General features: G+C 57.7%; 13 protein-coding genes. 9 read left to right on the forward strand and 4 right to left on the reverse strand.

Annotated elements, in window-relative coordinates:
* Positions 1-603: 603 nt before the first annotated feature.
* Positions 604-2,421 carry a vWA domain-containing protein gene (locus Q31a_RS27985; RefSeq protein ID WP_145085625.1) on the reverse strand — a complete coding sequence of 606 codons (1,818 nt, stop codon included), beginning with the start codon at positions 2,419-2,421 and terminating at the stop codon, positions 604-606.
* A gap of 327 nt (positions 2,422-2,748) precedes the next feature.
* Between Q31a_RS27985 and Q31a_RS27990 the strand changes: the two genes are divergently transcribed.
* The 3 genes from Q31a_RS27990 (at position 2,749) to Q31a_RS28000 (ending at position 6,523) form a co-directional block, all read left to right on the forward strand.
* Positions 2,749-4,059: a hypothetical protein gene (locus Q31a_RS27990; protein ID WP_145085627.1), complete on the forward strand. Its 1,311-nt coding sequence runs from the start codon at positions 2,749-2,751 to the stop codon at positions 4,057-4,059.
* Positions 4,060-4,707: 648 nt separating this feature from the next.
* A complete protein-coding gene (locus Q31a_RS27995) occupies positions 4,708-5,829 on the forward strand; it encodes a DUF1559 domain-containing protein (protein ID WP_145087727.1) in 1,122 nt (373 codons plus the stop codon).
* Between the two features lie 217 nt (positions 5,830-6,046).
* A complete protein-coding gene (locus Q31a_RS28000; RefSeq protein ID WP_145085630.1) occupies positions 6,047-6,523 on the forward strand; it encodes a carboxypeptidase-like regulatory domain-containing protein in 477 nt (158 codons plus the stop codon).
* Positions 6,524-6,751: 228 nt separating this feature from the next.
* Here the strand turns inward: Q31a_RS28000 and Q31a_RS28005 are convergent, their stop codons facing one another.
* Positions 6,752-8,695 (reverse strand): CRTAC1 family protein, encoded by a 1,944-nt coding sequence (locus Q31a_RS28005; protein ID WP_145085633.1) that lies wholly within the window; start codon positions 8,693-8,695, stop codon positions 6,752-6,754.
* A gap of 619 nt (positions 8,696-9,314) precedes the next feature.
* Between Q31a_RS28005 and Q31a_RS28010 the strand changes: the two genes are divergently transcribed.
* Complete coding sequence (locus tag Q31a_RS28010; protein WP_197355831.1) at positions 9,315-10,436, forward strand: DUF1559 domain-containing protein; 1,122 nt, start codon at positions 9,315-9,317, stop codon at positions 10,434-10,436.
* A gap of 106 nt (positions 10,437-10,542) precedes the next feature.
* Positions 10,543-11,016, forward strand: coding sequence for a carboxypeptidase-like regulatory domain-containing protein (locus Q31a_RS28015; protein ID WP_145085640.1), 474 nt, complete (start codon positions 10,543-10,545; stop codon positions 11,014-11,016).
* A 467-nt stretch (positions 11,017-11,483) separates the two neighbouring features.
* Here Q31a_RS28015 and Q31a_RS28020 read toward each other — a convergent pair whose 3' ends face one another.
* Complete coding sequence (locus Q31a_RS28020; protein ID WP_145085643.1) at positions 11,484-12,935, reverse strand: tetratricopeptide repeat protein; 1,452 nt, start codon at positions 12,933-12,935, stop codon at positions 11,484-11,486.
* A gap of 186 nt (positions 12,936-13,121) precedes the next feature.
* Positions 13,122-14,804, reverse strand: coding sequence for a CRTAC1 family protein (locus Q31a_RS28025; RefSeq protein WP_145085646.1), 1,683 nt, complete (start codon positions 14,802-14,804; stop codon positions 13,122-13,124).
* A 230-nt stretch (positions 14,805-15,034) separates the two neighbouring features.
* Between Q31a_RS28025 and Q31a_RS28030 the strand changes: the two genes are divergently transcribed.
* From Q31a_RS28030 to nusA, 4 genes are all read left to right on the forward strand, one after another.
* Complete coding sequence (locus tag Q31a_RS28030; RefSeq protein ID WP_145085649.1) at positions 15,035-16,456, forward strand: tetratricopeptide repeat protein; 1,422 nt, start codon at positions 15,035-15,037, stop codon at positions 16,454-16,456.
* An 8-nt stretch (positions 16,457-16,464) separates the two neighbouring features.
* On the forward strand, positions 16,465-18,273 hold the full coding sequence (locus Q31a_RS28035) for a CRTAC1 family protein (RefSeq protein ID WP_145085652.1): 1,809 nt from the start codon (positions 16,465-16,467) through the stop codon (positions 18,271-18,273).
* Between the two features lie 216 nt (positions 18,274-18,489).
* Positions 18,490-19,833, forward strand: a complete 1,344-nt coding sequence (locus tag Q31a_RS28040; protein WP_145085655.1) for a beta-ketoacyl-[acyl-carrier-protein] synthase family protein — start codon at positions 18,490-18,492, stop codon at positions 19,831-19,833.
* Positions 19,834-20,430: 597 nt separating this feature from the next.
* Complete coding sequence (gene nusA / locus Q31a_RS28045; protein ID WP_145085658.1) at positions 20,431-21,876, forward strand: transcription termination factor NusA; 1,446 nt, start codon at positions 20,431-20,433, stop codon at positions 21,874-21,876.
* The last annotated feature ends 14 nt before the right edge of the window (positions 21,877-21,890 follow it).

The raw sequence follows: 21,890 nt of genomic DNA on the forward strand, positions 1-21,890 counted from the left end.
AGTGCTTCGCCGAAGCCTGACGGCTTGCTGGTTAAAAGCGTTTTCTGTTCTAGCGCGAAGGCTGCCCCCCTGCAATCTCCCCGTAGCGGCGACCACCTATCCTTGCTCACCGGGCGGTTGAAATAGTAACCCGCCGCGTGACGGGCTGTTGAAATAGTAACCCGCTGCGTGAGCAAGGAAAAATAGTTGCCGCTACAAGGCAGTTTGGGACGCAACCGCCGCGTTGAAATTCAAATTGCTATTAAATCAACAGGCTCAAAAGCCGACACACAATGCGGGCACAGCCCTTCAAGGGCTATGCACCTGCTGACGGACAACTTTTTTCATGGCATTCTCGACGCTTGCTGCCCCCCGAACCGCACTGCCGCAACCACGGCTACTGCCTGGTTCAAGTGGCAGGTGACCATTCTCGATTGGCTGTCCGGCTACGGAAATTATCCAAGCGCCCGTTCGCATTATAGGGGTTCGAGGCACGAAGCAAGCGATTTCCACCCAGTTCCCATCGAACAATCGATGGCACCACCCGCTCTAGAGCACGCTATAGACTCCACGGCTGCTGTAACACGCCCCCCACCAGTGCATGCAGGCTTGTGTGGTAGACCACTAACGCCCGATGCCCTTGCGAGGGTCAGGCACGTAAATGTACTGGCCTCGATTCTCTTGGGCGATACTCCTCAAGAGTTGCTGCCCCTTCGAAGAGTAGAAGGCAATCGTATGAATGGGAACGAGAATTTGTGGGTTTCCCAGTAGGTCATCGACACGGTTTATCTCGCGCAAGAAACGAGCTACATCCATAGTCGTATCCCCATCAGTCAGCAGGTAGATGGCATCTGGTTCTTTGTCGATCGCAAATTGCAGGGCATCATCGGGAGGTGCGCCTATTCCGATGCGCTGGACTTCCAACCAGCGTTGGGCGTGTTCGATATTCTCGGGAGTTGCGTAGAGCGCGCGAGGTGAAGGAGTGCGTTCTCCTGGCAACGGAATCGCTGACAATTCCCGGTTGTAGAAAATGATATAAAATCGCTGCTCGCGTTTCATGCCTGCGATCGATCTCATCAACTCCCCCTTGGCTGCATCCCAGGGGCCACCTCGCATGCTTCCCGAACCGTCGATCACGAAACAGAAGCAATTCCCACTGGCGGACGCGCCATAGAAACTGGCCCCCGAATGGTTCGGGATTCCCGTTCCGGAAGCGGCCAAGCCCGTCATGGCTGCAAGCGACGTAACTTGCGACTGCGTATCGGCCAGTCCGCTGAGGGAATCGGTCAAACTCACCTCCAGCCCCTCGAAACTCTCCACCACGTCCAGAGAGGCCTCAGCCGTTGACTCTGCCGGGGAATCCACCTCCGGCTCTGCAACCTCCCTCGGTGAACTCATTTCCATCGTAGGCTCGGATACCTCGACCGGCGCCGATTCCAACGCCAGGCTCGCCGCCTGCGACGGTAGCTTCAGGGTAATGAATCCCAGCAATAGAATCAGAACCAGATGGGCCAGGGCACTAACCACCAAGCCTCTAATCTTCCAGCGCTTGAGCACGAGCTGCCGCGGTTCTACCACAGTGCTGCCCCGAGCCTCTTTCTCACCGCACCCTTTCTCACCGCACTCCCTGCCTCGATCGATTCTGGTGCCGCGTTCCTTCTCACGGCCTGCCTGAAGGGAGCCTTCAGCAGCGGCCCCTGGCGGGCGTCTCCCAACTCGAGGCTTCTCCAGAATTGTGGGGGCTACCGAAGATGGCATGGCCGGAGGATTGAGGGCCGCACCTGCTGGCGGCCGCGCTGCCCTCCCTGGTTGTCTGTCAGGGGATGACTTTGCGGCGGCCTGCTTCCCGGGTGGTACCTGACGCCACTTCTTTGGGCCGGGCTGCAGAGCGTTCTCGGTACAGCTTTTTGCATTCGGCACAGCGGCAGCAGCGCGTTCCAGGGGTGGATCGGGAAAGGCTGCGTTTGCGGGAACCGCATGGGGCGGCTCTTCTGCCAGCGGCAACGCCTCCTCGCGTTGCCGCAATCGCTCAACCGCGTGCTTTTCCAACTGTGCCCAACCGCCCCCCGCGAGTGCCTCCGCCTCACCAGACTCCCCCTGGAGACCGCTCGGCCGCCCATTCGCCCCAGCCCCATTCGCCCCAGCCCCATTCGATCCGACCTCCCTGCTCCCCAGATGCTCCGGTAATGGTTCTGAGTGAGATTGCAACCAGGTTCGAAGCGGTTGCACATCCCCCTTCGTGGCGCGTGCTAGCAATATCTCCAGCGCTAAGCGATCGGCTTCCGCTCGAGCTGCAACCGCTTCTTGGGTTAAAGCTTCGAGCGCGTCGGCGCCCTGTGCTAGCAAAGCTTCGTCTTCACTGGCTGGCGCTCCCCTTGGCTGGCTGAGAAGGGGGGGCATCAAGAAGGGCATTCGACGGCTCGCCGTGCGCTTGGTTGCCATGAGACCTGCCTCATTGGAACGGATTTCAACCCCAGACCGATCGGCTTGTTGATATCGCCCACGCCGCGTCCGCAAGACATAGTTGGAGTCGCCGCTACAGCACGATTCGAGGTGCGAATTTGCGCTAAGACTGAACAGGCAATTCAATCAACAGAGCCGCTACGGCAACCAGCAACCTGCAAGAACACGTTATTGACTAGCGTTTTCATTTCCCGCAGGACGCCCAATACCGCACTCCCAGTGTCTCACAAACCTCCGAAAGAGTCAAATTCGATACCGCTGGCTTTGCACTTGGCTTCCACCGGGGGAATTGCCTATAAGCAGCTCATGAGAACTCTCTTCCAGGATTGCTTGAAGTTGGACGCCACCATGCTCCCTGCCACTGCCCATCACCATGCGACAGCGCGACGCAACTCCCCTCCTTCGGACCGAGTTGCACACCTTGTGCCGACAAAACTGTCGGTGAAGCTTGGCTGGATAGGCTTCGTCGTTGTATTAACCGCCAGTTTGACTCCGGTCACCGTCACGGCCCAACCCTCCACCGCAGCCCCAACTGCCGGTGCGACGGGAGCACCGCCAGCGGGTCTTCAAGCGAAGCGCACTGGAGGCGTGCCGAACCTCCCCTCCGACTCAGGACAGATTTGGCAGGAGTACGACCTCACCCCTTACACCAAAGAGCTGACCAACGTCGACCGCCCTCAACAAGCGGTAGTCGACTGGGTATTGCGGGAAACGGGAACAGACTCATGGTTCACCGATCCCTTTGGCTTCATCAATGCGGATCGCGACAAACTGCGGGTTTACCACAACGAGCAGATGCAAGATATCGTTCAAGGCGTCTACGAGCGCTTTGTGAACGGCACCACCACACCCCAGTTGTACGGATTGCGATTGATTGCAGTCGGCAACCCCAACTGGCGGACTCGGGCGCATGCCATGATGCGCAGCGTTCCAGCCCAATCGCCGGGAGTCAATGCCTACTTAATCTCGAAAGAGAACACGGCGCTACTGCTGGCGATGATGCGTGGCCGCACAGATTACCGCGAGATCAGCTCGGTCGACCTCGTCGTGCATAACGGACAATCACAAACACTCGAACAAATTCGAGGCCGCAACTATGTGCAAGACTACGAACCGGCACCGGGGGCTTGGCCTCCCTACCGCGCAACGACCGGCGAGATTAAGGAGGGCTATCGCTTGCACCTCAGCCCGCTGCTGAGCGTCGACAAATCAACCGTTGACTTAGTGCTCAAATGCAACATCGACCAAGTGGAGCGACTCGCCAAAGTCAACCTGGAGCTCCCCCTTCAAACCGGGCAGATTTTCAACGGTCCCATCAATGTGCCTCAAGTCGCCAGCTGGCGACTGCATGAACGCTTTCGTTGGCCCGCCGACCAGGTCCTTCTGCTCAGCTGCGGAGTAGTCGCGGCCCCAGAAGGAGCGCCTAACAGCAGCCTTCTTAGCCAGGGCGGCAACCTACTGGGGATCGATCGCCTACTCCCGCAGAATGGCGATCGGGCCGATGCGCTCATGATCATCGAATATCGCGGCGACGCCACCCAGCGCAGCGGCAACACCGCTAGCACGAGCAATGGCAGCCCTCTCCCCTCAAGTCCACTCAGCCGCGGCAGGTACTAGCCCTCCCCTCCCCCACCGGCCACCCAATGCAAGTACAGATGCTGCACTAGGCGGTTCCTACCGCTTCAGTTGTCTCCCGGCTCAAACCGACTCCGCACCACTTGGAACGGTTTCGCTCTCTTCAATGCGACCACGACCGCGTCGCATTTCTGGCCACGCAAGTACAAACAGATCTTGCATTCGTAGCACATAGTCCGCCTAGCGAGACCGCCCACCCACCAGGAACGCGGCCTCTCTTCAACTCCTTGCGACTCACCTTGGCCCCTCCCAGCTCAAGCTTCCGGGCGAACTAGCTGACGAGAACGTTATCCATGGACGTCGAGCGGCTTGCAAGCGCCTCCTTCGGCCCCTCTTCACTCATGAACCGGCTGAAGGTAAACGCCTAGGCTGAAGGCGTTTTCTCTAGGCGCCCAGGCCATTGGACATCAAGTTACACCAAATCCCAACTGTCAATCGCACGTTTTCTGGGCGAGCAACCAAGCTGCAACGCAGTGTTTTCCAAGCAAACCTTCGAGCTGTCAATCTATTTGCACAATTCCGTCCACAAAGCGCTTCTAGGCAACGCTAACCGACCTTATAATTACCTCAAGGTGCAATACAGCACCCTTAATCTTTCGTTATCTTTCTTTTCCTTAAGGAATCCCAGACATGAAGATTCGTTCATTGAGGCCAGCTTTTACCCTGGTCGAACTTCTGGTGGTTATCGCCATCATCGGTATCCTGGTGGGCTTGCTGCTACCTGCGGTTCAGGCGGCTCGTGAAGCGGCTCGCCGCATGCAGTGCAGCAACAATCTCAAGCAGCTGTCGCTCGCACAACACAACCACGCCGATGTGTTCAAGAAGTTTTCGCCAGGAAACAGCGATCCGCGTTGGCAAACCGAATTGAGCGGTGGCAACTCTTGGGACCGCTTAAGCTACCTGACCTCCACGCTCCCCTACATCGAGCAAACCGCTCTCTACAACCAAATCGCCCCGTACAGCGCGGCTGGTGGTCGACCTTGGACGGTTGACGACCGCACGAATTCGAGCACCGGTGCCATTATCATCAGTCCCTACAAGTCCAACATTTCGGCGTTCCGCTGTCCATCGGACGGAGTGCAAATCTCCCCCAACACCCCAATGCCCACCAACTACGTTGCCAACCGTGGTGACCTTTACCTATCGACGACCAACTGGGAGTGGCGCGGCGTTTTCTCCAACGGGGTGCGTGGCCAAGCCAATTTTGGAACCATCACCGATGGTACCTCCAACACCATCATGTTCTCCGAGACCACCATTGGTAAGAACTCGGGAACTGCCCTGCAAGATTCGATCCTAACATCGACGACTGTAAACACACTTGGCAGCATCGGTGGACCCTTCACCCCTTCGCTATGCTTGGCCACCAAGGGTCCGAACAACACCATCGCTGTTCAAGGCCAAAACAGTACCAGTGACACCGGCTGGGGCAAGGGACGTCGCTGGGGTGACTCCGCCAATGCGTACACCGGATTCTTCACGATTCAAGCTCCCAACGGCCCTTCCTGTGCTCTTGGCAATGCTGAGCATGATCAAGTGTCGGCAGCGAGCAGCTTTCACACCGGTGGCGTGAACAGCGCCTTCTGCGACGGTTCGGTCCACTTCATCTCCCAAAGCATTGACACCGGAGACCTGACGTTTACCGTCGACACTCCTGCGAACACACGAACCTACGCCGGTCGCTCCTACTGGGGCGTCTGGGGAGCACTCGGCTCCATGAGCGGCGGAGAAAGCTCCACTTACCAAGAGTAAGCTGAGCCCCCCTCTCGAAGGCCTCTCCCCTTTCAGGCTGTTGCCGGAAGGGGTTGGCGGATACGGGGAACCCACGAGCGGGCCCGCGTCGTGCAGACGACCGCTCCTGGTTCACAATCGCCAATTTTAAGACTGAAGGGCTGGTGCTGACTCCAGCCCTTCTGCGTTGACATTCCACACTTCAAATTCATCCACCGGGATCTTTAGGAACTTTCGAATGCGTACAGCTCTTGTTGCCGCCAGCCTGCTGGCCCTCCTTTCTGGCTGTGGAGACGGCCTGGGTGTCTCGCCGGTGACCGGCACGGTTTCTCTCGATGGCAACCCAATTGCTGGCGCCACCGTCACCTTCCAGCCTCTTGAGGGTGGAACGGGAATGCCTGCCGTCGGACGTACCGACGATAGTGGCAAGTACAGCGTCACCGACATGCGGGCTGAGGCCATTGGAAGCGGTGCCGCCCCAGGTGAGTACAAGGTTGGCGTCATGTGGTACGAAGCTGGCAGCACCGATACCATTGCCGCCGAGGGAAGTAGCGATGCGGCGCAGGGCGGAGCCAACAAGCCAGTTGGAGGCAAGTCCTTGCTGCCGATGGCATACCAAAATGCCAACACCTCCGGACTAACCGCCAGTGTCAAAGCGGGTACAGAAAACAACTTCGACTTCAACCTCGACAGCAAATACAAGCCAGGCAAGTAACCGCTGTAAATTTGGCTACCTGCAACGCCGCCCTAACACCAGCGGTAATTCACAGGTTAATCAGCCCGCCCCCCGGCTCGCTAAAACGGCAAGCCTGCGGCGCGGGCCTGTTGGCGTGGATTGCCGCGCGGGGGAGGAAGCGAGCCATTCCCTCGGCGCAACTGTCTTCCAAACACTGCCAGCGCTCCGGAATCGACATGCTGCCACTGCGGCTCCCTGAGCCTCCCCTCAATCGCGAGGGTGATTACCACCGTCCTCCACTAGCAAAACATCCCCACCCTCGGTGAGGATATATTGCCGGTTAACTTCCAAGCCACCATACTCAATCCGATCTCCACCCCAGTCGACGAAGACCCGATCCACGGCCTGCCCAGCTCCAATCCCAAAATAGAGTCGCGCACCGTAGGAACTCTGGTACCCGCGACCGCTTCTCTGCTCAGCGACTTGGGCAAGCCCTTCACTGAGAACAGTAACCCTCGCCCCCACACCATCGCGGTTGAAACGCTCCCCCTGTAAAATCAGTTGCACCCAGTGAGCCTGATTGGGCGATCGGTTTTGCAAGTAATTTGCTGCAGCGGCATGATTGGAGACCACACAATCCACATCGCCGTCGTTGTCGAAGTCCTCGAAAGCCAAACCCCGCGAGCTTTCGATCAACTGCATCCCGTCGCCGGACTCACCGGTCACGCTCACGAATCGCCCGCTCCCATCGTTGGCCAGCAAACTGTTCTTCACTTTGTATTCGGTCAAGGGTTCGATGGCATGTGCATTCTTCAGCAGATGCCCGTTGGCGATCATTAAATCGCGATCTCCGTCGTTGTCGAAATCGACCAATCCGGCTCCCCAATTGGCATGGGGCACGACCTCTTGACCGGCCCGACTGGACTGGGTGATATCTTCGAAGCCAAACGCCTCGGCATTGCGAAACAGGATGGGCGCTTGGCCTGAATAATCGGTAACAAATAGATCTTCCAAGCCGTCGTTATCGATATCGCCTGCCTCTACCCCCATACTCCCCACCGGCACTCCCGCTGAGTTTGTGGCCGCAGCATACAACTCAGCCTCCTCTTGGAATCGACCATTTCCGTCATTGACGAACAATAGATTGGGACGCGCATCACAGCAGACAAAAATGTCGATATCTCCATCCGCATCGAAATCACCGCAAGTCACGCCCATACTCGGGGCAGCAACACTGCCGATCCCCGAGGCCTCGCTAATGTCGCTGAACCCACCCGCTCCATCGTTGAGAAACAGTCGATCGTGGCGGTATTCAAAATCATCGGGCCCTGGAGAGTAGGGAAATGCCGTGGGCAGCAAGCGTTCATAGCGCGGGAAATTGAACTCAACGTAATCCGCAACATACAGGTCGAGATCACCATCGTTCTCAATATCGAACCAAGCGACTCCAGCCCCAAATACGACTCCGCTGTTCGACACTCCAGCGGCTCCCGTCACGTCCTCAAAAGTCCCGTCGCCGAGATTGCGTAACAGACTTACCGAACCAAAATTAGACGCCGCGATGTCCTTGAAGCCATCGTTGTCGAAATCCGCAACAGCCGCTCCAAGGCTGAACTGCTCCTCATGCAACCGCGCCCATCGCGTCGTGCGCTGCCAGGTTTGCCCGTCCCTATTGCGGTACAGCTGGTTCAGCGGTGCGGGAGCCGCTTGCAAGCCCTTCAAACTCGCGCCATTGAGAAAATAGGCGTCGATCCAGCCGTCATTGTCGTAGTCCAGCGACGCCAGCCCACTCCCCATGAAGCTCACGAGAAAACCGCTCCCCTCCGCCACGCCATCCTCATGAGTGAAGTCAAGACGGGAAGCTTGAGTGGCGTCATGAAACGACAGCCCCGACTGTGCATGCACGGGCCTCCCCGCAATCGAGGCAAACCAGACTAACACAGCCAGAGAAAGCCAGCCGGAGACTCCCTGCCTGCGCACTGACCACCCCATACATGCAGGCCAGCCCACTCCACCCACGCCACCAACGCAAAGACCTTCATCGACGCGAAGACGATTTTTGGTGGGAGCTCTCACCAAACTGCTTAGCAGAGCGACCATCTGGCGGCCTGGCTTCCCGGGTCTTGAAAGAATCGCCATGCCAGCACGCACCCAATCACGTAGAAGTTGGTGAAAATCGGAGACACCGTAGAGCAGGCCGCGGCAGGACACTCCACAGATCTGAAGGGCTAAACTAGCCAGAATTATACGCGCAGCAAGGACCTCGGGAGAGCCCAGCAGTCGTCCGGCACCAGCTCCACCTTACCAGTCTCCCGAACAACGCTACCAACAGGAACCTAGACAACGACAGCAACTGAGACGACGCAGTCTCCCCGGGAAGGCCGGAATAGCCATCTGAACTACTAAACCACGCAGCACCGCTCCTGCTCACTGGCGCCCTGCCGATTGCCACCAACTGCTCGCTTGCCTCCCAGCCTCTGACTGTACAGATTGAAAATAGCCGGCCAACCATTCCATCCGACCGCTTCCCCCAAACCGCCTAACGGGATGCTTATATTTCTCGTGAATGCAAGCCCCAGCGTGATCTAAACCTTTAAGCCGTCGCTACTCCAACTGCAGCAAGAAACCAACAAGGTGCCTAAACACGCCCCTAAATCGCATTCTCATCCGGATACCCACCAATAATTCCCTAATTCCGAGAAGAATTCCCCCTCATAAGACTTTAATTAATAACCTTTCCTTCATACAATCACTAGCTGCATATCTACATATCCACATGTGGAATGCCGTTGCTATCTCTTCTTTTTCTGTTTTCTGGAGCTTCTGTTTTATGAAGAAAGTATTTCATAAGCCAGCTTTCACGCTGGTTGAACTTCTTGTGGTTATCGCCATTATTGGCATTTTGGTAGGCCTGCTGCTACCAGCTGTTCAAGCGGCCCGCGAAGCAGCACGCCGCATGCAGTGCAGCAACAACTTGAAGCAGTTGTCGCTTGCGCAGCACAACCATGCCGACGTGTTTAAGAAGTTTTCGCCATCGACCAACGACACGCGTTGGAAGACGGAGTTCAATGATACGAACTCCTGGAATCGTCTCGGTCTATTCACCACCATGCTTCCATACATTGAGCAAACGGCCCTTTACAACCAGATTGCTCCTTACGGCTTGGCCGGTGGTCGCCCTTGGACCTCCGACGATCGTACGAATTCGAGCACGGGTACTGTAATCGCTAGCCCCTACAAGGCAAACATTTCGGCATTCCGCTGCCCCTCAGATGGTGCACAGATCGCCCCCAACACTCCGATGCCAACCAACTACGTTGGTAATCGTGGCGACCTCTACCTCCGCACCCATGACTGGGAATGGCGTGGGGTCTTCTCCAATGGGGAAAGAGGCAAGGCTGATTTCGGAACGATCACAGATGGTACCTCGAATACGATCATGTTCTCTGAAACAACCATCGGCAAAAACTCGGGAACGCCTCTGCAAGATTCGATCCTAACCTCGACGACAGTCAACACGCTTGGCAGCATCGGTGGACCTTTCACCCCCTCGCTTTGCCTTGCGACCAAGGGTCCGAACAACACGATTGCCGTGCAAGGCCAAAACAGCACTGGAAGCACCGGCTGGGGCAAGGGACGTCGCTGGGGTGACTCCGCTAACTGCTACACTGGATTCTTCACCATCCAGGCTCCGAACGGCCCCACCTGTGCTCTAGGCAATGCCGAACATGAAGCGATCCCTGCAGCGAGCAGCTTCCACACCGGTGGTGTGAACAGCGCCTTCTGCGATGGCTCGGTCCACTTCATCTCGCAGAGCATCGACACCGGAGATCTGACGTTCACCGTCGACACTCCTTCCAACACGCGGACCTACGCTGGTCGCTCCTACTGGGGCGTCTGGGGTGCACTCGGCTCCATGAGCGGTGGGGAAAGTAGCACTTACCAAGAGTAAGCTGCTTGCATTTCAACCGAAAATTTAAAAAAGAGGGGCTGGGGTTTAATACCCAGCCTCTCTGCATTGACAAACTACACCTACTAGGACACTTAGGAACTCATTAATGCGCACAGCTTTTGTTGCAGCCAGTCTCTTGGCACTTTTCACCGGTTGCGGAGACGGTCTGGGCGTCTCCCCCGTAACAGGCACGATCTCCCTTGACGGCAAGCCAATCGCTGGCGCCACAATTACCTTCCAACCCATCGAAGGTGGGACGGGCATGCCAGCGGTCGGGCGCAGCGACGACAGTGGCACATACACGGTTACCGATATGCGGGCTGAAGAAATCGGCAGCGGAGCCGCAGCGGGAGAATACAAAGTCGGCGTCATGTGGTACGAGCCAGGCAGCACCGACACTATCGCGGCCGAAGGAAGTAGCGATTCCACAGCCGACGCTAGGAAGGCTGTGGGCGATAAGTCCCTGTTACCCATGGCTTACCAAAACGCCAACACCTCGGGCCTAACCGCCAGCGTCAAGGCTGGTGACCCCAACATCTTCGATTTTGACCTCAAAAGCGACTACAAACCGGGCAAATAGCCCTTAGCTGCCTCCAAGCAGTTCGCCTCATGCCAACCTTGCCATTCACTCGCATTTCGTGTGTGGCAAGGTTTTTTCATGAGAACTCGCTCCAGAGTTGGAGCGGCTGCCCTCCACCCATTCGTAACCATTCACGGTTGTTTGCAACTTAAGCTCAAACCTGAAGCAACGGGTGAAGCTGCCTGAGGGCTGAGGAAGTTCACGAACGACCGACTCAATGCTTCGCAGAGCTGAGCTTGCTTAGTATTACTCCGCGCTGTTGAGTTTGTCTGGGGGCGAGTCGGGTGCAGCAGAGAATGTTGTTGGCAGGAAAATAGCCAGAGCAATTCATCTCCTTGCCCCCATCTTCCTGTCAAAACGTCCGCCTGGATGCTTCGAAACCGTTCACCGTTGTCAGCGACCTACACTCCAACCTGAAGCCATGGTTGAAATTGTAAGTGGATAAGGAAGGCCGTGAACGGTTACACTCATTCCAACAAGCGGGCTAAGCGAGGGTCCCCCGGAAACAGCTCACGCGCCTTCAGCGTGATAGCCACTGCCTGTGCTTCATCGCCGGCGGCTCTGAGCGCCACAACCCAAACCGCGTAGGAATCGAAATCTCCTAAGCGATCTGCCGCCAATGCCGCCTGCTCCGCCGCTCCCCTAGCCTCACCGGCTCCCAACAAGAACCGCGCCAGGATATACTGTGACCTCCCACTTGAGTCGTGCTGCGTCGCCTCCTTAAGAAAACTCCCAGCGCGCTCTATGTCCCCCAGCTGAATCGCCAAGTTGGCGGCATTCGTGAAATTCAACGAATTCTCAGGGTGAACCTCTACCAACCGCTGCAGCACGAGGAGCGCGTCCTGCAGCCGACCGTTGCGGCGCAGAATATCGGCCAACGCCACCAGACTTCTCTCAGAACTAGGCTTTAGCGCAATCGCTTGCATGAGAAGCTCCTCAGCTTGACGCACATTTTCTTGCGACGCAGAGACAACTGCCAACAGGGTGTACGTATGATGGGCAAATTCCCGGAACGACGACTGGTACTTGGCATCATCGGCCGTGACATGTTTCTCCATCCGGGGGATCTTTCGTCGAACCTCGAGCGCCTCGTCGCGTTTCCCAAGCTTGAGCAAAGCAGTTGATTTGGCCAGATAGGCAGCGCGCACATCTTGCCCTTGATCGATCGCTGCCTGCGCATTTTCAATGGCCAGCTCGAACTCATCCAATTGCACTTGGACTTGCGCCAGCTCCAGTCGCATCAGCCCGTGCTGAGGAAACAAGCCAACGCCCCTGGATAGCACCTCCTGCGCCAACTCCAGCTCCCCTTGCTGGCTGTAAATCTCCCCCAGCAGCGCCAGCCGCTCGGCAGTCTCCACCCCCTGCTCTCCCGCTTTACGCAATACATCCGCGCACTTCTGCAAGTCTCCCGCCTGCTGCAGCATTTCCGCATAGGCAACGGCAACAGCAGTCTGGGTGGGATCGATCGCTAGTGAAGCTGCGAATAGCTCTCCGGCTCGATCGGTCTGCAACAACTCCGCGTAGGTCATGGCTCCAATGTGCAGCACGGACGCGTCTTGCGGGTATTGCTGCACAGCATCTTCCACAGCGCGCAACAACTTCTGCTGCATCTCTTCCGTACTGAAGGGGCTCGCTTCCGTAGGCAAACGCAGTGCGGAACCAGCTTGGGATGCCGGGGCCTGAGCTGCCAAGGCACCAGACACAGCGGGGCTTGGCTGCTGGTCAGAATTCGCTGGCCGCTCGACACCGGGCCGATAACCGGTGGACCGGTCCTCTGAGGGCACCAACGCATAAATCAGGTAGCCTACCAACCCGAGAAGCAATGCGACTCCCGCAATCCACGCTCCAGCCAGTGGCGCCTTCCTCTGCTCCTCACCTGCGATTGCCTGCGAGATCCCCTTTACTCGTCGTCGACTCATTTGAATTCCCTGGACGCCCGCAGGCAGTTGCAAAAACGTTGCTCCGTCCCCAGTCTACCGTCCCCAGTCTACCATCCATTGCGAATTCTAGTGGCCGCGTCGCTCCGCAGGAAATGAGGATTCGCAACACTATCCGGCCCGACCTCAACACTATCCGGCCCGACCTCAACACAATCCGGTCGGATCTCAAGGCTCCCGAGTCCCACAACCTTCCACAATTGTCAGCCGGGGCGTCTGGGGTAGAAAACTCTCCTTCACCCCAGTCGGCCAGGTCACCACCACCCGCCGCGGATCGGCATCGCCCGTCCCAAAATACAGGCGCTGACCGTAGCTGGATTCGTAGCCCCGACCGGCGCAAACAACCTGTACCTGCTTGCGGTTCAGCGAATCTTCGAGCTCAACAAAGCTCCCCAAGGCATCCCGGTTACTATGCGTCCCCACCAACTCCAGCGAAAGGTGCTTGTGCGTCCCCCCAGATGTATTCCTCATCAAGGTGGGATGCGAATTGAAGTTTGTAATCACTCCATCGACGGCGCCATCGTTGTCGAGGTCATCAAATCCAGCCCCACGGCTGCTGTCCACTACCGCTAGAGCCGAACCCGCGCTGCCAGACACGTTCACAAACCTTCCCCGACCATCATTGGCCAGCAAGTAATTGGCAACTTTCATGGTGGTGCGGTCGTCGATGTATTCGATATTGTCCAGAAAATGACCACACGCAATCATCACATCCCGATCACCATCATTGTCGAAGTCGACCGCCCCAATCCCCCAGCTCACATGCGCGATTAACTCAGTACTCCACTGCGCAACGTTGGTCGCATCGCTGTAAAACCCTTCCCCTAACGACTGGTAGTAGACCGGCATTTCATCCTGGTACGTCGTCGTAAGGACGTCGAGCTCTCCATCACCATCGAGATCCGCGTAATCGAGTCCCATGTTTCCATTGGCCTTGCCATGGCGATCGAAAGCCAATCCCCACAGAATGCCCTGCTCCTCCAACCGGCCGGTACCATCGTTGGCCAACAAATAGTTTCCCCGCTGATCATTGGCGACGAGCACATCACAATCACCATCCCGATCGAAATCCGCTGCCATGACCCCCATTCCAGGAGCTCGCAAATCACCGACACCCGCCCATTGCGTTACATCCGAGAAGGTTCCATCTCCGTTGTTCGCAAAGACGTAGTCCTTGGCAGCTGGAAAGTCGTTGGGGCCCACATGGAAAACCTTACCCGCGATGGTGCGAGTCCGATGGTGCTTGAAATCGAAGTCGACGTAGGAAGCGCAGTAAAGGTCGAGATCCCCGTCTCCCTCCATATCGTAGAAAGCATTCCCTGCCCCAAAACGCATTCCGCAGGCCAAGCCAACCGCATTCGTCGACTCCACAAACGTCCCATCGCCCTGATTGATGTAGAACACGTTCTCACCGTAGTTGCTTACGAGCAGATCGGTATCTCCATCCTGGTCATAGTCGCTGGCCACCACTCCCATTGCGTACCCAACATCACCGACCCCCGCCGATTCGGTGACATCGGTAAAGGTCCAGTCTCCGTTATTGCGGTAGAGCCTGTTTTTCGGCGGCTCCACCAACTCCGTTCCGGGAAGTGCCGCTCCGTTGACCAGATAGACATCGATCCAACCATCATCATCGAAATCAAACAGGGCCAACGCCCCAACAACGGATTCGACGATGTACCGCCGCCCGCTTCCGCCGTCGGTATGCAGGAAGTCCAGGCCACTTTCCACCGCGGGCACCACGTCCAGCCTGCCACTCCAAACCGGCTGTGCAGACACTTTAGACAGTCCCGACAGCAGTAGAAGCCCTCCCAAGAACAGCCACCGCCTCGCGCATAAACCACAGTTCATATCACCCCTTCGGCATGGCCACCCAGCGGTAGCCCTGCATTCGAGCCTCGTCCAAATAGCGACTGCAGACAACAATAAAAGATTACGGGAAACCCACTTCTCATATTAGCATGCCGTCATCTTTAGGGGTATGATAGTTACCGCGGGCAGAAGCTAAGACTTCCTAAACACCCTAAGCAGCTTAACGCCCCTGGTTGCTGTCTCCACCTTCAAAATGGGTCAAGGCACCTGTGAAACCGAAACAATTCTGGCTTGCCTGCGCTACAGCGGTCTTGGTTGGAGTCGCATGCCTCGCTTTCATCCGCCCCACTTCACCGCAGGCAGAGCGCGATGGAGCACAACGGCAAGCCCCGCCTTCCGGAGCAGCCCCTTCTGCCGCCTCCCCCCGGCCCGCTTTCACCCTCCCGGAACGCCCGGCAGGCTTGCAAGCCAACCGCCCCCTGCAACAACAGTGCGAGGACTCTTCAAAAGCTTCAATTGCAAGCTTGCACAACCTGACGTTTGATCTCGCAGAGGGCACCGTTGGCCATCTCCCCAACAGCCCCGCAGCATTCAGCCTGCTGGGCCGCCTGCACCTCCGCAGCGGCAGCTCTACAAACGCCCGCCTGTTGTGGGAGCAGGCCATGGCTGTCGCCCCCAAATCGCCGGAACCACACATCGATTTTGGGTTCCTCGAACTCAAGCTTGGCCACGCGGAAGAAGCCGAAGCCCACTTTCGCCGCGCCGCTGAGCTGGATCCCCACTCGCTGGATGCGCTGGACGGATTGACCGAAGCTCTTCTCCTTCAAGCCAAATATGCGGAGGCTCGCGATCCACTGAAGACGCTGGTGCAGCGCTCCCCCGAAGCCTACGCCGCTTGGTGCCGACTGGGCGAGGTCCAATTGAAACTGCAAGAGGCGACGCTGGCTAAAGACAGTTTTGACCGCGCGCTGAAAATCCGCGGCAAGGGGCGAGAGGCCCTGCACGGGCTAATCAAGACGACCGCGCAGCTCGACGACCGCGCGCGGTCCGAGGAACTCATTGAAGTCCTATCGGAGCTGGATGCCACCGAGTCGCAAAACTCCATCGATCGAGACGAAATCGATCACGAGAGAGCAGCGTATCTACTGCAAACCACGGCTCAATCGCTGAGCGAATTGCTATACCAGCAGAGGCAGCCCTCCGCCTCCGTTCAGATCCTCGAACTCGCCTACGACGCACTCCCTTCCGCCCCCCTTCGCGGTCTTCTAACGGCAGCCTACTTACGCCAAGGTCAGACGGATCAAGCCATTGGACTCCTGGAAAACGAATGCGAAGACAGGCCCGACGAATCAAGCCTATGGAGTGAGCTAGCGTTGCTCTACATGCAAACCCGCCGCCTCGACGAAGCAGAAGCGGCACTTCGACAGTACATCCGCCTCACTCCTGAAAGTGGTGAGGCCTACGCGCTGTTGGCGCAAACTCAACTTCCTGCCGGACGGTCCCCACAAGCTGCCGTCGAGAGTGCGCAGCGCGCCGTCGAACTCTCTCCAATCGCCGGGCACCATTACATCCTAGGAACCGCCCTCTACCATGCTGGCAGGCTGACTGAATCAAAGCTGGAGTTAACCCGGGCGGTCGAGCTAGCCCCTACCAATCAAGAATTCCGCCGCGCTCTCAGCAGTATCGAGTAACCCCGCAAATGGCACGTCGCCCCCAGCTTGTCGCCCCACTCCACCACCTCCGCAAGCAACTCCCTCTAGCAATCTTGTTAACGAGCTGGGCTGTTGCATGCCCCCTGGGGTGCAGTCGATCGCGTCCTGCGGCCCCTAGCGCGGAGGCTGCCAAACAGGCTCCGCTCCAGGACGCGCCGGCCAGCGAGCCACCACCATCCACCCTGCCAGGCGAAAGTGCGGCTCCTCTGATCGCATTGACCGACGCGAGTGAGTCTTCTCAACTGCGGTTCCAGCACAAGTACCAGAGTGGCAACAGCCGCTTCCTTGCAGAAGCAGTCACCGGAGCGTTAGCCAGTTTCGATTTCGACGGTGATGGGCTGCTCGACATCTATTTCCTCAATGGAGGCACACTCCCCCGCGGTACCGGCGAATCCTACTCGGCAGCCCTGTACCAAAACCTGGGAGATTTCCGCTTCCGCGAAGCAAGCATTCAGTCGCATGCCGGTGATCGCGGCTACGGCATGGGGATCGCTGTCGCCGACTACAACGCCGATGGCCTGCCAGACATGTTCATCAACAACTTTGGCTCCAATGCGCTCTACCGAAACAATGGTGACGGTACGTTCACGGAAGTGAGCCAGTCAGCCGGGCTGGCTGGTGGTGACCGCCTAGGCGCCGGAGCTTGCTTTCTGGATGCTGATCGCGATGGGCTGCTCGACCTGTACGTAGCCAACTACGTCAAGGATTCGATTGCGAACAACCCGCAACACACCACCGAAGGCCTGCCCAGCTACCCTGGTCCACTCGACTTCCAGCCCGATCATGATCAGTTCTATCACAATGTGGGAGATGGTCGCTTCGTCGAACAGAGTCAAACGGCTGGGGTCGCAGGCCTCGCCACCGCATCCATGGGAGTCCTGGCCTCCGACTTCAATGACGACGGCGCCCCCGACATCTTTGTCGGCAATGACGTAGAGCGCAATCTACTCCTGCAAAACGATGGCACGGGCAAATTCTGGGACGCCGGCATCCAAGCCGGAGTCGCCTTCTCGTTAGGCGCGCGTCGCAATGGGAACATGGGGGTAGACTGCGGAGACTACAACGGTGATGGACGGCTCGACTTGATCGCGACGACCTTCAGCAACGACACGCCCGTCCTGTATCGCAACCAGGGCCATGGAAGCTACGCGGACGAGACTCGACTAGCACGCGCTGGTATCGAACTACTGCCCCACGCCAATTGGGGCGTCGCGTTTGTCGACATTGACAATGATAGCGACGAGGACTTGGTGATCGCCAATGGGCACACCGATCCCAATGTCGGGCGGTGGGCATTCAACACTTCCTGGAAAGTGGCCAACACCTTGCTGCTAAACGACGGCGAGGGCCGCTACCAGGATATCTCCAGCAGTTGTGGAGACGGCCTGCAGCCCGTTGAAAGCAGTAGAGGACTTGTGGCAGAAGACTTTGACAACGACGGTGACCTTGACCTAGTGGTGCTCAATGCACTCACCACGCCAACCGCAATTCGCAACGATAGCGACCTGCATAGCAACTGGCTGCAACTCCAACTTATCGGGAATGCCCTAGGCTGTCGGGATGCGACCGGCGCCCGCGTCGAGCTCCAAACGGATACCCGACAACTGGTCAAAGAGGTGCACAGTGGACGCGGTTACCAAAGCAGCTTTGGTCAACGCCTGCACTTTGGAGTGGCCGATACGCAAGTCATCCCGCACATCACCATCCGCTGGCCGAGTGGACAAGTGCAGAAATTGAAGCAAGTTGCCGTCAACCAGCAGCTGGTCATCCAGCAACCTCACAATGCTAGCGAATAGCGCCTTTCCGAAAGATTCGCACTCAAAAGACATGGTCCACTAGCACTATGGGCCACAATCAATTATTTATTGGGGAGCTCCCGACGCGGGGCATCTGCAAACACCCCCCTCAGCCAGAGAGAGCCCGTGTCGGGCCAGGCCAGGAGGAGCGCAGTCGCCTCTCCACTCGAACCACATCAAAATCGATCACTCCCCCAGCACAGCGAAGGCTTGCCAATGTCCACCGGCCCAGTTACCTCGGGAAACACAGCCACCTCGAGAAAACGCGTAGCAATCACCGGCTTAGGCATTGTCAGCCCACTTGGTTCCAACCTGGACGAATTGTGGGGCAATCTGAACGCTGGCAAATCTGGCATCGCCCCGCTGCAAAACATCCCGACCAGCGCCCTGCCCTTCCATTCAGGGGCGGAGGTTAAAGATTTCACTGGAAAAATTGAGGATTACGGCCCCCTCGACAAGCCGCTCCAACGAGCGATCAAGAAAAACGGCAAGGTCATGTGCCGCGAAATCGAGATGGGCGTGGCCGCCGCTCAGAAAGCGATCACCCACAGCGGACTTGGCCCCGATCGCGATCCCGATCGATTCGGCTGTCTCTTCGGCTGCGATTACATCCTCACCCTTCCTGAAGAATTCGCCGACGGGATCCGCAACTGCCGCGAAAATGCTGGGGGAGTTTTTCGCACAGACGACTGGCCAACTTACGGACTCCCCAAAGTTGGCCCCCTATGGCTGCTAAAATATCTCCCCAACATGCCGAACAGCCACATTTCGATCTACAACGACTTTCGCGGCCCCAACAATTCGTTGACGGTGCGAGAAGCGAGCATGAACCTCTCCATCGCGGAGGCTACCTCGATCATCCAGCGTGGTGCGGCGGAAGCGATCGTCGTAGGTGCTACCGGCACGCGACTCCACCCGCTGCGAACGACCCACATCACCTTGGCCGAGAAACTAGCCAGCGAACAAGAGGATCCGACCCGCATGTCTCGCCCCTTCGATGCCACCTGCGACGGCATGGTGGCCGGTGAAGGTGCTGGAGCTGTCCTGCTCGAGTCCTGGGAGCACGCGGAAGCGCGCGGTGCCAAAATCTGGGGCGAAATCATTGGCCAAGGAGCTTCCATGGTTGGACCTAGCCGACCGCCTGCTCGTGATTTCTATCGCCTGGCCGTTGCCGCCTCACTGCGCGCGGCCCTGCGCAGCGCGGGAGACCGACTACCGCAGCACTGGCACTTGCACGCCCACGGCTTGAGCTCTCCGGAACAAGATCAATCAGAATCGCTGGCCATCGGGGAAGTGCTGAAACCGCACGGGGCCATCCCCGTCACTGCGGCCAAGAGCTACTTCGGCAACCTGGGTGCAGGCAGCGGAGCCGTGGAATTCATCTCCAGCCTGCTGGCGCTCGAACACGGTACCCTGTTCCCCATTCGCAACCTCAACACGCGACTCCCACAACTCGACTGGACACCGGCCGAGCTGGGGCAAGACGCTGGGCAGGGCTTCATCCACTCGAGTTTTACGCTCCAGGGACAAGCGGCCAGCATCGCGGTCCGCGCCGCGTAGCCCCCCCTTCCTGCAGCTCCAAACCGTGCGAACTGGGCCGAAAGTGGCAACTGGGCCGAACGGGCAACTCGCCCGCGAGCAGACCGCAACCCACTCGCGCCCCCTCCCGCTGCCCACCAGGCCCCTAGCGGCTACCACACATCCATTAACCGCCCCCTAGAGACCCCCGAATGCCGCTAGCCGAATCTCAGCCATTCTGGCGGGGCAAGTCTTGAGTGCGTGCCGTCGGTCGAGAGGCAACTTTATTGGCACCGCAGGCGATGCAAGGCTGCCAAACAGTGCTAGCTATTGCCCTCTTCCACCGCCAATTTGGGCAGATTTAACGTGAGAATAACACTCCTCCAGTCAACCTCGCGTTGACATTCTCGGTTTGCAAAAGTAGTATTGGCCGGCTACTGATTGAACTTACTTCCACTGCGGTAGGTTTTGTCGGCCGATTCCGCCGAGGCAGATGGCAAACAGGCACGATTGGTGTTGTTTTGCTAAATGCACAATCGCTACGCTGGCGCTCCGTCCAGAATTGAGCCCTGTCGGTCTTGGGACATCCGGCCGCAGGCCCTCCGCGCGAAATTTTGCGCCGCCACAAAGCTAGCAAGCATGAATCCTACGGAACTACTGAGACTTGTCGACTCGCTCCACCGCGACAAGAACATCGACAGCGAACTCGTGTTTTCGGCGATCGAGTCTGCACTGGCCACCGCTGTTCGCAAGCAACGCGGTGAAGAAATCGAGATCAGTGTCGAGATCGACCGCAGTACCGGGAATATCTCCGCCGTTTGCGATGGCGAAGAATTGGACCAAGCTGAGATTGGCCGGATTGGCGCCCAAACTGCCAAGCAAGTTATTATCCAAAAGATCAAAGAGGCCGAACGCGATTCCCTCCTCGATGAGTTCCACGACCAGGTCGGGCAACTCGTAACCGGGACAGTCCAACGCAGCGAGCGTGGGATCACCACGGTTCAACTCGGCAATATGGAAGCGATCCTGCCGCGTGGCGAGCAAATCGCCGGAGAATCGTATCACAATGGCGACCGAATTCGCGCCGTGGTCTACGAGGTCAAGGCGGCAGGCAACCGAGTTAAAGTCATCCTAAGCCGCACCAAGCCACAGTTGGTCCAACGGCTGTTTGAGCAAGAAATACCCGAAATTGCTGAGGGCGTGATCGAAATCAATGCGATCAGCCGAGAGCCCGGTCATCGCAGCAAGGTGGCGGTGAGCAGTTCCGACCAGCGTGTCGATTGCGTCGGTGCCTGCGTTGGCGTGCGAGGCAATCGCATCAAGAACATTACCAGCGAACTGGCTGGGGAACGAATTGATATCGTCCGCTGGAGTGATGACCCGATGGTTCTCATCCCCAGCTCGCTCCAGCCTGCTGAAGCAGAGCAGGTTTTGCTGTGCGATATGATCGGCCGAGCAATCGTGCTGGTCAAAGACGATCAATTATCCCAAGCTATCGGGAAATATGGTCAAAATGTCCGGCTAGCCAGTAAGCTGGTGGGCTGGGATATCGAGATCATGACGGCTGGCGAGTTGGAAGAGCAGATTGACCGAGCAATCACCGCATTCATGGAACTGACCGGAATGACCGATGATTTAGCTCAAAGACTAGTGGAACAAGGCTACTTGTCGTACGATGACCTTTCGGTCATTGAACCAGATGCCTTGATGGAAATGGGCGGTCTAACCGCCGAGCAGGTGGACGAGATCGTCGAGCAGGCCGAAGAGCGTGCTGAGGAAGCCGAACGCGTCGCCGCTGAACAGAAAAAGCTCAAGAAGGCCCAGGCATTTGCCGATCAAGCGGCCCAGAACCAAGCACCCGTCGCCCAGCCCGCTGCAACTGAATCCGCAGCCCCAGAAGAGGCCCCTGCTCCTTCTGAAGCGACGGAGACCACGGACGATCCTGATCCTGCCGCGGTAGCGACTCCAGAATCGACCGAAGAAGAATTGAATCCTCCCACAACTGATGCCGAGCAGGCGCCTGCGCCTGCTGCAAATACCACTGAGGAAATTATGGACGAGACCAATGCCACCGATCGGAATTAACTCTCTGGTCGATA

The organism is Aureliella helgolandensis, assembly GCF_007752135.1.
GTDB lineage: Bacteria > Planctomycetota > Planctomycetia > Pirellulales > Pirellulaceae > Aureliella > Aureliella helgolandensis.

Coding starts and splice junctions, on each gene's coding strand:
- Q31a_RS28015 (WP_145085640.1), top strand. CDS start 10,543: ATGCGCACAGCTTTTGTTGCAGCCAGTCTCTTGGCACTTTTCACCGGT.
- Q31a_RS28000 (WP_145085630.1), top strand. CDS start 6,047: ATGCGTACAGCTCTTGTTGCCGCCAGCCTGCTGGCCCTCCTTTCTGGC.
- Q31a_RS27995 (WP_145087727.1), top strand. CDS start 4,708: ATGAAGATTCGTTCATTGAGGCCAGCTTTTACCCTGGTCGAACTTCTG.
- nusA (WP_145085658.1), top strand. CDS start 20,431: ATGAATCCTACGGAACTACTGAGACTTGTCGACTCGCTCCACCGCGAC.
- Q31a_RS27990 (WP_145085627.1), top strand. CDS start 2,749: ATGAGAACTCTCTTCCAGGATTGCTTGAAGTTGGACGCCACCATGCTC.
- Q31a_RS28010 (WP_197355831.1), top strand. CDS start 9,315: ATGAAGAAAGTATTTCATAAGCCAGCTTTCACGCTGGTTGAACTTCTT.
- Q31a_RS27985 (WP_145085625.1), bottom strand. CDS start 2,421: ATGGCAACCAAGCGCACGGCGAGCCGTCGAATGCCCTTCTTGATGCCC.
- Q31a_RS28040 (WP_145085655.1), top strand. CDS start 18,490: ATGTCCACCGGCCCAGTTACCTCGGGAAACACAGCCACCTCGAGAAAA.
- Q31a_RS28020 (WP_145085643.1), bottom strand. CDS start 12,935: ATGAGTCGACGACGAGTAAAGGGGATCTCGCAGGCAATCGCAGGTGAG.
- Q31a_RS28035 (WP_145085652.1), top strand. CDS start 16,465: ATGGCACGTCGCCCCCAGCTTGTCGCCCCACTCCACCACCTCCGCAAG.
- Q31a_RS28025 (WP_145085646.1), bottom strand. CDS start 14,804: ATGAACTGTGGTTTATGCGCGAGGCGGTGGCTGTTCTTGGGAGGGCTT.